This window comes from Agrobacterium sp. 22-221-1 (assembly GCF_053522445.1).
Genome location: NZ_JBNWCL010000001.1, coordinates 504,873 through 517,171 on the forward strand (window position 1 = coordinate 504,873; position 12,299 = coordinate 517,171).

General features: G+C 60.3%; 13 protein-coding genes. 4 read left to right on the top strand and 9 right to left on the bottom strand.

The features are described 5' to 3' along the window. Nucleotides 1–107 precede the first annotated feature (107 nt). Genes ccoS through ccoG form a run of 4 tightly spaced genes read right to left on the bottom strand, consistent with a single transcriptional unit; the run spans nucleotide 108 to nucleotide 4,631 of the window. On the bottom strand, nucleotides 108–266 hold the full coding sequence (gene ccoS, locus ACQZ5N_RS02525; protein WP_448731976.1) for a cbb3-type cytochrome oxidase assembly protein CcoS: 159 nt from the start codon (nucleotides 264–266) through the stop codon (nucleotides 108–110). Beyond that, on the bottom strand, nucleotides 263–2,554 hold the full coding sequence (locus ACQZ5N_RS02530; RefSeq protein ID WP_448731977.1) for a cation-translocating P-type ATPase: 2,292 nt from the start codon (nucleotides 2,552–2,554) through the stop codon (nucleotides 263–265). The genes ccoS and ACQZ5N_RS02530 overlap by 4 nt, the downstream gene beginning before the upstream one ends. Continuing rightward, entirely contained in the window at nucleotides 2,551–3,051 is a 501-nt protein-coding gene (locus tag ACQZ5N_RS02535) for a FixH family protein (protein WP_142845515.1), read from the bottom strand. The genes ACQZ5N_RS02530 and ACQZ5N_RS02535 overlap by 4 nt, the downstream gene beginning before the upstream one ends. Continuing rightward, a complete protein-coding gene (gene ccoG, locus ACQZ5N_RS02540; protein WP_448731978.1) occupies nucleotides 3,048–4,631 on the bottom strand; it encodes a cytochrome c oxidase accessory protein CcoG in 1,584 nt (527 codons plus the stop codon). Before ccoG ends, ACQZ5N_RS02535 begins: the two co-directional genes overlap by 4 nt. Before the next feature lie 118 nt (nucleotides 4,632–4,749). On the opposite strand from ccoG, the gene ACQZ5N_RS02545 reads away from it, so the two are divergent. Continuing rightward, nucleotides 4,750–5,154 (top strand): SRPBCC family protein, encoded by a 405-nt coding sequence (locus ACQZ5N_RS02545; protein WP_448731979.1) that lies wholly within the window; start codon nucleotides 4,750–4,752, stop codon nucleotides 5,152–5,154. 10 nt (nucleotides 5,155–5,164) lie between these two features. After that, on the top strand, nucleotides 5,165–5,521 hold the full coding sequence (locus ACQZ5N_RS02550) for a VOC family protein (RefSeq protein ID WP_059753069.1): 357 nt from the start codon (nucleotides 5,165–5,167) through the stop codon (nucleotides 5,519–5,521). A 221-nt stretch (nucleotides 5,522–5,742) separates the two neighbouring features. Here the strand turns inward: ACQZ5N_RS02550 and ccoP are convergent, their stop codons facing one another. The 5 genes from ccoP to cobU form a co-directional block, all read right to left on the bottom strand. Then, nucleotides 5,743–6,606, bottom strand: coding sequence for a cytochrome-c oxidase, cbb3-type subunit III (gene ccoP, locus ACQZ5N_RS02555; RefSeq protein ID WP_425647339.1), 864 nt, complete (start codon nucleotides 6,604–6,606; stop codon nucleotides 5,743–5,745). 3 nt (nucleotides 6,607–6,609) lie between these two features. Then, nucleotides 6,610–6,762, bottom strand: a complete 153-nt coding sequence (locus ACQZ5N_RS02560) for a CcoQ/FixQ family Cbb3-type cytochrome c oxidase assembly chaperone (RefSeq protein ID WP_003525003.1) — start codon at nucleotides 6,760–6,762, stop codon at nucleotides 6,610–6,612. A gap of 13 nt (nucleotides 6,763–6,775) precedes the next feature. Continuing rightward, on the bottom strand, nucleotides 6,776–7,507 hold the full coding sequence (gene ccoO / locus ACQZ5N_RS02565; RefSeq protein WP_080851993.1) for a cytochrome-c oxidase, cbb3-type subunit II: 732 nt from the start codon (nucleotides 7,505–7,507) through the stop codon (nucleotides 6,776–6,778). 11 nt (nucleotides 7,508–7,518) lie between these two features. Continuing rightward, nucleotides 7,519–9,141 (bottom strand): cytochrome-c oxidase, cbb3-type subunit I, encoded by a 1,623-nt coding sequence (ccoN, locus tag ACQZ5N_RS02570; protein ID WP_142779226.1) that lies wholly within the window; start codon nucleotides 9,139–9,141, stop codon nucleotides 7,519–7,521. 239 nt (nucleotides 9,142–9,380) lie between these two features. Further along, complete coding sequence (gene cobU, locus ACQZ5N_RS02575; protein WP_448731980.1) at nucleotides 9,381–9,902, bottom strand: bifunctional adenosylcobinamide kinase/adenosylcobinamide-phosphate guanylyltransferase; 522 nt, start codon at nucleotides 9,900–9,902, stop codon at nucleotides 9,381–9,383. Between the two features lie 504 nt (nucleotides 9,903–10,406). On the opposite strand from cobU, the gene ACQZ5N_RS02580 reads away from it, so the two are divergent. After that, nucleotides 10,407–11,099: a DUF599 domain-containing protein gene (locus ACQZ5N_RS02580; protein WP_003524993.1), complete on the top strand. Its 693-nt coding sequence runs from the start codon at nucleotides 10,407–10,409 to the stop codon at nucleotides 11,097–11,099. 69 nt (nucleotides 11,100–11,168) lie between these two features. Next, entirely contained in the window at nucleotides 11,169–12,134 is a 966-nt protein-coding gene (locus ACQZ5N_RS02585; protein WP_448731981.1) for a DUF1624 domain-containing protein, read from the top strand. The last annotated feature ends 165 nt before the right edge of the window (nucleotides 12,135–12,299 follow it).

Sequence of the window (12,299 nt, forward strand, 5' to 3'; positions counted from 1 at the left end):
GGCAAGGCTGGGGGCGACTGAAACGATTAAATTTTGATGACGCAAATCAGCTTTGCATATTTGCGACAGGTCGAGGCCGGTTCAAAACGCCAAACCCGCCTCGCCTCTTATGATCGTCGGGGCCGGCCATCACCATCATCCAGCGCCCGCCAGGCGGCCCCGTCCATATCCTCATATTGGCCCGAGCGCACCGACCAGAGAAAGGCGAAAAGGCCAAGCGCCCCTAAAAACAGAGCGACGGGAATGAGATAGATCAGCATATTCATGCCAGTTGCGCCCCCTCGCCTGCAAATCCGGTCTTCGCTTGGTTCTGAGGACGGACGGTTTCAGCCGTACCGGCAAGACGCAATGCATTGGCCACGACGATCAGGGACGATGTCGACATGGCGATGGCCGCAATCATCGGCGTCGCATAACCGGCAATCGCAATCGGCACGGCAATGACGTTATAGCCGATGGCAAGCGCGAAGTTCTGCCGGATCAGCCTTCCGGCCCGCTGCGATGTCTCGATTGCGAAAGGCACGGCATCGAGATCCTCCTGCATGAATACGAAATCGGCGGCCTGCCGGCCGATATCGGCGGCGGTGGCGGGCGCCATGGACACATGCGCGGCAGCAAGCGCCGGCGCGTCGTTGATACCGTCTCCCACCATCAGCACCCTGCGCCCCTCGCCGGCAAGTTCGGCGCAGCGCGCCGCCTTGTCCTTCGGCGACAGATCGGCACGCCAGTTGCCGATCCCCAGCCGCTGCGCCATGGCGCTGACGGCTGCTCCCCGGTCACCAGACACGATTTCCTGCATCAGGCCCCGCACCGACAGGCTGCGCAATGCCGCAACCGCACCCGCGCGCGGATTGTCCTCGAAACCGAAGCTCGCCAGATGCCGGCCATCGAGGGACAGCATCACTTCCGACCGCGCATCGCCATTATCGACGCTCGGCTCATTCGGGCACGCGAAACGGCGATTGCCCAGCCGGTAGGTTCCGGCTTCCGTCTCCGCCTCGACGCCGGACCCCGGAATTTCCCGCACCGCCTCATAGGTTGGCACAGCGCCGCTATAGGCGGCATGCAGGGCTTTCGACAGGGGATGCCGCGAATGGGCGGCAAGCCCCGCTGCAATCGCCATGGTGGCGGGCTTCACATCGCCAGTCTCGACCAATCTCGGTTTTCCGACGGTCAGGGTGCCGGTCTTGTCGAACAGCACGGTATCGATTTCGGCCAGCCGCTCCATGGCCGAGCCTTCCTTGACCATGATGCCGTGCCGGAAAAGCCTTCCGGCGGCCACCACCTGCACGACGGGAACGGCAAGGCCAAGCGCGCAGGGGCAGGTGATGATGAGAACTGCAATGGCGATCAGCATCGCCTGTTTCCAGTCACCGCCGATAATGCCCCAGCCGAGAAACGTCACCAGCGCAAGAAGATGCACCACGGGAGAATAATAGCTTGCGGCACGATCTGCGATACGGCGGTAACGCGCCCGCCCGCCTTCGGCCGCTTCCATCAGCCCGATCACTTCCGAGAGGAAGGAATCCTTCGCCGATGCAGTCACCCGTGCAGTCAGCGAACCGGTGAGATTGAGCGTACCGGCCTGAAGGCTGTCGCCTGCCGCAACGCGGCGCGGCGCGCTTTCACCGTTGACGATGGACATGTCGAGATCGCTGCTGCCGGAGACGACCAGGGCGTCCACAGCCACGCGGTCCCCGGCCGCAATCGCAATCGACATTCCGGACTGGATATCGGCAAGCGGTCGATACTCCCGCGTTCCATTCTCACCGATCACCGTTGCCCCGCGCGGCGAAAGACGGGCAAGCCCGGCAATGGCCGAACGCGCCTTGTCGCGCATGATATGGTCCAGCGTTCGGCCGATCAGCAGGAAGAACAGCAGCGACACGGTCGCATCGAACCAGGCATGTTCGCCGTGATGGATCGTCTCCCACAGCGAGACGGCATAAGAGAGCGTGATAGCGAGTGCGATCGGCACGTCCATATTGGTGCGGCCATGTTTCAGCGCATTCCAGGCGGACTGGTAAAAGAAACGCCCGCCATAAATCAGCGCCGGCGCGGCGATCATCGCCGAAATCCAGTGGAACATGTCGCGCGTCGCCGCATCCGCGCCCGACCAGACGGAGACGGACAGAAGCATGATATTGGCGGAAGCAAAGCCGCACAGCGCCACCGCCCTTATCAGCTGCGAACGCAAGGCGTCCGAGGCATCCTGCCCGCTGGCGAAAAGATGTGTGCGGTATCCCGTCGCAAGAATGGCGCGGGCAAGATCGGCGGGATCGGTCCTGTCGCCGTCGACTTCTTCTCTCCAGACGACCGCAACACGCTTCGACGACAGGTTCACCCGCGCCCGCTCCACTTGGCGAAGACGGCCGAGCGCGGTCTCGATGGTGGCGATGCAGGCGCCGCAATACACATCCGGCACGCTGAGATCGGTCTGGCGCAACCCCTGCCCCAGATCGCGGCTCGCCAGCAGCAACTCCTCTGACGATGGCGGATTGACCGGCTCGCCGAGTTGCAGCGAACCTTCCGTTCCCGGTGCGCAGCAGCTCATTTGCGCCCCCTGATGACGGCAATCCGCGTGCCCTCATGCACGATGATCCTGCCATCCTTGACGGCAGTGACCTCGACGATCCATTGGCCCGGCAACATGTCATGCGGGCCGGTAAAGACACCGGTGGAAACCGGGGTCAGTTCCATGTCGAAATTCTGGCGTTCCCCGACAGGTCGGCGAAAATGCGCCGTCACCTTATCGGTGTCGACCGGGCCGGTGTCGGGATGAAACACCTCGTAACGCACCGTCTTTTCATCCACGATGAGCTTGCCCTTGATACCGGTCGCGGCCCTTGCCTTGGCGGCTTCCGCCTTGGCATTGAACTGCTGGCTGGCCACATAGGTATTGGGCACGACAAGCCCGCTCCAGCTGTTGACCGCGTTCCAGGCCATCACCATGTTGACGGTGATGACGGTGCCGAAAAACAGCAGCATGACACCGAGCATATGCCAGCCGGTGAACGTGAAACCGGACGTCTGACGATTGTTCACGGTCATTTTTTCACTCCCGGAGCGTTGAAGACAGCATCGTAGCGGGCCGTCTCATGGCCGCCCGTATCGCTGACGATGAATTCGAAATTTTCCGCCGCCCGCGCGACATCTTTGCCCGGCAGGGTGACGAAGACCTTCAGCGTCGTCGCCTCGTCCGGCTCCACCGTAACCTCGAAGGTCCGCGCGGCCGTGTCCGGCATGCCGTTGATCTTCATCACCGCATTCGGAATGCCCTCAATGGTCAGGCTCATTGTGCGTGGCTGCGGTACCATGTTGAGAATGCGCACCGTATAGCCGTTGCGAATGGAACCGTTCGATTCCAGCACATATTGCGGATTGCGGTCATGCAGCACATTCAGCGCCAGCCGCTCGCGCGTCACCAGCGCAAACAGCATGCCGATGCCGACCGCCGACCAGATGGCCGTGTAAAGCAGCGTGCGCGGCCGGAAAACGATGCGCCAGTTGAAGTGGCGGATATTCTTCCTGAAGCTGCCGTCCTCCTCACGCACATTGGCGGGGCGGATGGCATGCTCACCATTGCCGGTCGCGAGCGCCATGTTGGACTGGTATTCGGAAAGGGTCGCATAGGCGATCAGCCCGCGCGGCTTGCCGATCTTGTCCATCACCCCGTCGCAGGCATCGATGCAGAGCGCGCAGGTGATGCATTCCAGCTGCTGCCCGTCCCTGATGTCGATGCCCATGGGACAGACCGCGACGCAGGCATTGCAATCGACGCAATCGCCGATGCTCTCCCCCGCCGCCGCAGCCTTCTTGGCGTGCCGCGAGCGCGGTTCGCCGCGCCAGTCATTATAGGTGACGACAAGCGAATTCTCATCCAGCATCGCCGCCTGAATGCGCGGCCAGGGACACATATACGTGCAGACCTGTTCCCGCATTAGCCCGCCGAAGACATAGGTGGTGGCAGTGAGGATGGCGACGGTGGAATAGGCGATCATCGGCGCCTGCCCTGTCATGAACTGCATCGCCAGCGTCGGCGCATCGGCAAAATAGAAAATCCATGCGCCGCCGGTCAGAACGCCGATCACCAGCCAGGTCGCGTGTTTCAGCACCCGCTTGCGCAGTTTCCCGAATGTGAAGGGCGCGGCATCCAGTTTCATGCGCGCATTCCTGTCGCCCTCTATCGCCCGTTCGACCACCAGAAACAGGTCGACCCAGACGGTCTGCGGACAGGTGTAACCGCACCATGCACGCCCGACAGCGGAAGTGACGAGAAACAGCCCAAGCCCGGCCATGACCAGCAATCCGGCAACGAAGAAGAACTCCTGCGGCCAGATTTCGATGAAGAAGAAATAAAAGCGCCGGTTGGCGATATCGATCAGCACCGCCTGATCCGGCGCATAGGGACCGCGATCCCAGCGCAGAAACGGCGTCAGATAATAAATGCCGAGCGTGACCAGCATCACCAGCCATTTGAACCGCCGGAACCGCCCTTCCGCGCGCTTGGGAAAAATCTTCCTGCGTGCTTCGTAGAGCGGTTTGCGCGTTTTTGCGGAATTGACGGCTTCCGCCTCCAGCCTCTCGACAGGCTGTTGCGGGCGATCCTGTCCGGCGCGATAGATGTTCATGATAGGAGTCCGTTTTTATCTCCTTGCTTTCTCCCATCTCCCCGGTGAAACATCCTTGACTTACATCAAGTGACGACAAAGTGGCGCAGATGGGAACGCGCCGCCAAGGGAGGATGAAATGCCTGTCATGCAGTCGAGAATCATTCATCTGTCGGTCGAAAAACCCTGGAGCCACGTCTATGACTTCGCCTCCAACCCGCAGAACATGCCCCGCTGGGCCGCAGGCCTTGCGGGCGGCCTCACACCGGACGGCGAGGACTGGATCGCCGAGGGCGGGCCGCTTGGCGAAGTGCGCGTCAATTTCGCGCCCGCAAACGAGTTCGGCGTCATCGACCATGTCGTGACATTGCCGGATGGCGTGAAGGTTTATAACGCGCTACGGGTAACGCCGAATGGCAGCGGTACGGAGGTGAGTTTCACCCTGCTTCGCCTTCAGGGCATGACGAACGAGGATTTCGAGCAGGACGCAAAAGCTGTCACGGCCGATCTCGAAACGCTGAAGGCGCTGCTCGAAACGGATTGATGGAGGAAGCATGACCACGAATACGAACGACCGGCGGATCGACTATGTCGAATTCAACGTCGCCGATATCGAGCGCAGCAAGGAATTTTACGGCGGCGCCTTCGGCTGGTCCTTCAAGGATTACGGTCCGCAATATTGCGAGTTTTCCGATGGCCGGCTGACCGGCGGTTTCACCACCACGGCGCCGGTCTCGGCCAAGGGCGGACCGCTCGTCATTCTTTACGCCGCCGATATCGAGGACGTGCAGCGACGCGTCGAAGCCGCCGGCGGGCAGATCAGCGTCGCAATCTTCGCCTTTCCCGGCGGCCGGCGTTTTCATTTCGCCGATCCGGATGGATACGAACTGGCCGTCTGGTCGGACCGATAAAGAAAAAAGGGCCGCATAGCGGCCCTTTGAGTGTGATGGCAGAGCTTCTTTACACTCGACGTCATCCTTGGGCTTGTCCCAAGGATCTAATCACGTCCAATTCAATCGAGACGTTGCAGATGCTCGGGACAGGCCCGAGCATGACGGAAGAGAGCTTTCAGGCCGCTATCATCTATCCGGGGGCCGCATGACACAGCCCTTTCCATTTCCTGTCTTTGCTATCACTCACCGCCGCCAAGCGAATGCACGAAAATCGCCAGCTGCTTGACCGTCGTATCGCCGAGACGCTCACCCCAGGCGGGCATGACCCCGTGCTTGGGCGAACGTATCTGCGAGACAATCCCCTCTTCGCCCTGGGACTTCAGCCAGATCGCATCGGCAAGATTGGGCGCGCCGAATTCGCGATTGCCCTTGGCGTCTTCCCCGTGGCAGGAGGCGCAATTGTCGGCAAAGAGCTGCTTGCCGGGCTCCACCAGCGCCGGGTTGGAGGGGGTGCCGGTGAGACTGACGACATAGGCGGCAACCTCGCGGATTTCATTCGACTGGAGGATATCGCTAAAGGCCGGCATTTCCGAAGCGCGCGTATCCGCATCGTCGGCAAAACGAATGCCGTGCTTCACCGTCGTATAGATGTCGTCGACGCTGCCGCCCCACATCCAGTCGTCATCGTTGAGGTTGGGATAACCCTGCCCGCCTTCCGCGCCCGAACCGTGACACTGAATGCAATTGACCTTGAAAGCGGCAGCGCCGCCGGAAAGGGCAAATTGCATCAGGGTTGGGTCGGCCTGAATTTCGGCAAGCGACGAATTGGCGATCCTGTCGACAAAGACGCTCTGCGACTGTTTTGCATCGGCAATTTCGGCGGCAATATCACCACGGCTGTTCCAGCCGAGCAACCCTTGCGTCGCCCCATTGATCAGCGGCCATGCCGGATAGGCGATGGTGTAGCCGATGGCCCAGAGGATCGTGAAATAGAAGGTCCAGACCCACCACCGCGGCATGGGATTGTTCAGCTCGCGGATACCGTCCCATTCATGGCCGGTGGTTTCGACGCCGCTGATGTCATCAATGTGTTTTTCGGACATATCCTAGTCCTCCTTGAGCGGAATGCTGGCGGCATCGTCCGCGGCTTGTCTGGAGCCGGGGCGAAGGGTGAAAACGACGACGCCGGCAAAGAACAGGGTCATGGCAAGCAGGCCCCAGCTATCGGCGAAGTGGCGCATGGCCGTGTAGGTTTCCATGGCTTAAACCTCCTCACCGGTATCCGGCGGCATCGTCATAGGTCGAGAAATCGACCAGCGTGCCGAGCATCTGCAGATAGGCGACCAGCGCATCCATTTCGGTAAGCCTGGCCGGATCGCCGTCGAAATCGCCCACCTTCGCCTTCGGATAACGCGCCAGAAGTTCCGACGAATCCGCATTCGGGTCGGCCTGGGCGGCAAGATCGGCAGCGGATTTCTCGATCATCTCGTCGCTATAGGGAACGCCGACGGCGCGGTTGGCCTTCAGCTCCATGGAAACGTCGGTGATCTTCAGCGTCGTGGTCTTCAGGAACGCATAGGAGGGCATGATCGATTCCGGCACCACCGAACGCGGATCGGCCAGATGCTGCACGTGCCACTCGTTCGAATAACGATCGCCGACGCGCGCAAGGTCAGGCCCCGTGCGCTTGGAACCCCACTGGAACGGGTGGTCGTACATGGATTCCGCCGCCAGGCTGTAATGCCCGTAACGCTCCACCTCGTCGCGGAACGGCCGGATCATCTGGCTGTGGCAGACATAACATCCCTCGCGGATGTAGATGTTGCGCCCGGCCAGCTCCAGCGGCGTGTAGGGTCGCATGCCCTCCACCTTCTCGATGGTGTTTTCGAGATAGAAGAGCGGTGCGATTTCAACGATGCCGCCGATGGAAACGACCAACAGGGAACCGACCAGAAGCAGCGTCGCGTTGCGTTCGATGACGGCGTGTTTGTCAAGAATGGACATGGGCCCCCTCCTTATTCAGCAGGCTGCAGCGAGGGTGCCGCGCCTTTGCTGGCGCCCTCCTCGCGTTGATGACCGAGGATGGTCATCGTGACGTTGTAGGCCATGATCAGCGCGCCGCTGAGGAACATCAGGCCGCCCAATGCACGCATCACGTAGTAGGGGAACAGCGCTGCGACCGATTCCGCGAAGGAATAGACGAGGAAGCCTTGGGCATCGTATTCGCGCCACATCAGCGCCTGCTGGATGCCGGCCACCCACATGACGGCGGCGTAGACGACGATGCCGAGCGTGGCGAGCCAGAAGTGCCAGTTGACCAGCTGCAGACTATAGAGGCGCTCCCTGCCCCACAGTTTCGGCGTCAGGTAATAGATCGCGCCGAAGGTGATCATGCCGTTCCAGCCGAGTGCGCCGGAATGAACATGGCCGATGGTCCAGTCTGTGTAGTGGCTGAGCGAGTTGACGGCCTTGATCGACATCATCGGGCCTTCGAAGGTCGCCATGCCGTAGAAGGCCACCGCCATTACCATCATGCGCACGACGGGATCGGTACGAATCTTGTCCCATGCGCCCGAAAGCGTCATCAGACCGTTGATCATCCCGCCCCACGAAGGCATCCACAGCATCACCGAGAACACCATGCCGAGCGTCTGCGCCCAGTCCGGCAGCGCGGTATAGTGCAGGTGGTGCGGACCGGCCCAGATATACATGAAGATCAGCGCCCAGAAGTGGATGATCGACAGGCGGTAGGAATAGACCGGGCGGTTCACCTGCTTCGGGATGAAGTAGTACATCATGCCGAGGAAGCCGGCCGTCAGGAAGAAGCCGACGGCGTTATGGCCGTACCACCATTGCGTCAGCGCGTCCTGCACGCCAGAGAAGGCCGAATAGCTCTTGATCCCGAGGAAGGACACCGGCACCGCCAGATTATTGACGATATGCAGCATGGCGATAGTGACGATAAAACTCAGATAGAACCAGTTCGCCACATAGATATGCGGCTCCTTGCGCGTGAGGATCGTGCCGAGGAACACAAGCAGATAGGCGACCCATACGATGGTCAGCCAGATGTCCACATACCATTCCGGCTCCGCATATTCGCGGCCCTGCGTGATGCCGAGCAGATAGCCGGTGGCGGCCATGACGATGAAGAGGTTGTAGCCCCAGAACACGAACCAGCCGAGATTGCCGCCGAACAGGCGCGCCCGACAGGTTCTCTGCACCACGTAAAAGGAGGTGGCGATCAGCGCATTTCCACCGAAAGCGAAGATCACCGCCGATGTGTGCAGCGGCCGCATCCGGCCGAAATTGAAATAGGGAGCGATGTTGAGATCGGGAAAGGCGAGCTGAAGCGCCACCACGACGCCGACCAGAAAACCGACGACACCCCAGAACACGGTGGCGATGACGCCGTATTTCACCACCTCATCGAAATATTCCGACTTGAGGCGGGCACGCGCGGCTGAATCGACAGGCGCGAAGGAGACACGGCGCAGCAGAAGCACCGTGCTGACCAGAAGCGTAAAGAACAGCACCCACATATGGGCGGCGAAAAGACTGTCATGGGCAAAGGCTGCCCCGAGCAACGCGAGAAAGGCGCCGAGCGCCACGATCGCGGTTTCTAACGTGTAATTCATTGTTGGTTTCCCCCAACGTGCAAGCCGACCGACGAAAGGCACGGCACGCGCCTGGGAGAGCGGAAACGCGCCTTTGCGTCGGTTGGAGCATTGCCACCGGCAGGGGAACGCCACCTTGATCCAGATCAAGAAAGCAAAGCTGTCGCAGCCCCGGCAAAATGGGGCGCGGCTTTACGAGAGGAATTTGCGTAAGAGCAAAAATGCGCGGCGATGTCGGCCCCGCTTTCGCTGGTGCCGTTTCAGCCCTTCATCTTCAGGGGCAGACCGGCGGCGACAAAATAGACCTCAGCGACAATGGCGGCGATTCGCTGATGCAGGCGGCCGGCGTAATCGCGAAATTCCCGCGCCATGTGGTTTTCCGGCACGATGCCGAGACCGACTTCGTTGGAGACGAAAATCAGCTTCGCCCGAGCCGATACAATCGCCGCCTCAAGCGCCGCAAAGGCAGCCTCGATATCGGCATTCTCCATCATCAGATTGGTGAGCCACAGGGTGAGGCAATCGATGAGAACGACATTTTCCGGCGCGTCGAGCTGCTCCAGCACGGCGGCAATATCGACGGGCGCTTCATGGGTGGTCCATTCGCCACCGCGCCGCGCCTGATGATGGACGATGCGGTCGCGCATCTCGTCATCCCATGCCCGGCCGGTGGCCAGATAATGCAGGCTTCCACCGGACTTGCCCGCAAGCTCTTCCGCAAAACGGGACTTGCCGGAGCGCGCGCCGCCAAGAATGAAAACGGAGCGGTTTTTATCTGTCATCTAAAACCTGAAGGAAAAGAATGAAGCGGACCGGCATCTTCGCCGTGTCGCAAGCCAGGGACAGGCAGACATGAAGGGAACGATTCGTAGAAAAAGGCGTCCCCCGGTTGCTCATGCCGGACTGCCGCTGATACCGGGCCGGAGAAAACAAGACCTGCCTGCAGGATGCGGGGCATATCAGCCTTGGCTGCTCCGGATACCGGAAACACCGGTCCTGATGAAAGGCTAGGTGCGAACGGCCATCCTGTCAATCGGGTCCCTGCCGTTAGCCAAAAATCAGGCGGAACCGGAACGCAAAACCTTAATCCGGAACCGGCAGACCTGTCGTCCGCGGCAGGATTGATAAAGCGACTTGGTTACCGGAAAGTTAGCGAAAAACCGAATGATGAAACCGCAACGCCAAAGGAGAATATGGAGTGACGGCAGCCACCGCCATTGCCTTGCCATGGCCTTCAAATCAATATGCTTTCGAAGATTCGCAAACAGCAAGGTGACCTGCCCGTGATGACCGTCATGGACTATATCTCGATCGTCGTTTTCATCCTGTTATGGGCCGTCTATACCCATGTCACGACGGGAACGAGGCTGTTTTCGAGAGCCAGCCTCAATCAGGCCATGGCCGAGCGCCGCCGCGACTGGATCATGAATTCGCTGAAGCGCGACCTGAAGATGATCGACACGCAGATCATGGCCGGCCTGCAGAACGGCACCGCCTTTTTCGCTTCCACCTCCATCTTCGCCATCGGCGGATGTTTCGCCCTTCTGGGCGCGACAGAACAGGTCGAATCGGTGTTTCGCGACATGCCTTTCGTGCATTATGCCGGGCGCACGGCTTTCGAACTGAAGGTCATAGGGCTCACCTGTCTTTTCGGTTACTCCTTCTTCAAGTTCGGCTGGTCCTACCGCCTGTTCAACTATTGCACGATCCTGTTCGGCGCCATTCCCATGGTCCACGACGTCGGCGCCGATCGCGAGGCGGCGGAGCGGGCGGCCGAAAACGTCATAAAGATGAACATCATCGCTGCTAAGAACTTCAATGACGGCCTGCGGACCATCTTTCTGTCCATCGGTTATCTCGGCTGGTTCATCAGCCCTTATGTCTTCATCGCCAGCACGGTCATCATCATCGTGGCGCTGTTACGCCGCCAGTTCTTTTCCGAAGCACGACGCGCCATCATGGAAGAAAACAGGCCTTGAAATAGCCGCACTTCAAGGGCCAAGCCCAGCGTGATACCGGCCTCCCCGAAAGCTTGAAAAACGGAAACCATGGACACGAACGCAGCCGCAAACGAAAACCGCCGCAAAGGCCGCATAGGCGGTCTCGACACCCTGCGCGGGCTGGCCCTCATCGCCATGGCGTCCTACCACTTCACGTGGAATCTGGAATATTTCGGCTATCTCGAACCCGGCACGGCGACGACCGGCCTGTGGAAGCTCTATGCGCGCGGCATCGCCAGCTCGTTCCTGTTTCTGGCCGGCTTCAGCCTGTTTCTCGCCCATGGCAAGGGCATGAACTGGCCGTCCTTCGGCAAGCGTTTTGCCATGGTGGCCGGCTCGGCGCTGCTCATTACCGTCGCCACCTATTTCGCCTTTCCGGACAGCTTCATCTTCTTCGGCATATTGCACAATATCGCCGCCGCAAGCCTTGTCGGACTGTTGTTCCTGCGAGCACCCGCGGCCGTGACGCTGCTTTTTGCAGCGATCGCTTTCATCCTGCCGCACTATCTGCAATCCGAACTGTTCAACGCAAAATGGCTGGCCTGGATCGGTTTTTCCACCATGCCGCCCCGCTCGAACGATTATGTGCCGCTGCTGCCCTGGCTTGCGCCCTTCCTTGCCGGACTTGCGGTCTCGCAATTCGTCACGCCGCGCAACTGGCTCGACCGCTTTCGAAGCCCGAGTTCACCTCGCAACCTGATCGCAGGCGCCGGCCGTCACAGCCTTGCCTTTTACCTCATTCACCAGCCGGTGCTGATCGGCCTCGTCTACACGCTGTCGCTCATCGCCCCGCCCCCGCCTGTCGATCAGGTCGAGCTTTACAAATCGAGCTGTGAAAAGAGCTGCGTCGAGCAGGCGAATGGGCTGGAACTGTGCCAGCGTTTCTGCGGCTGCACGCTGGAGAAGCTGCAGGCGGAAAACCTGTTCGACACGATGATGGAAGGCAAGCTCAGCGCCGATCAGCAGACGAAGGTCAGCGAGGTGGCGCAACAGTGCACGGTTGAGGCGCAGTAGGTACGAGTGGGCCAAATCGAGCCGACGTTTTCGAGCGTTCCCATCCGCACTCGGCGTCATCCTCGGGCTTGTCCCGAGGATCTATCCCCGTTTCCAAAATTGAACCGTAGCAGATCCTCGGGACAAGCCCGAGGATGACGGAGGAGACATATTAATTCTTAAACG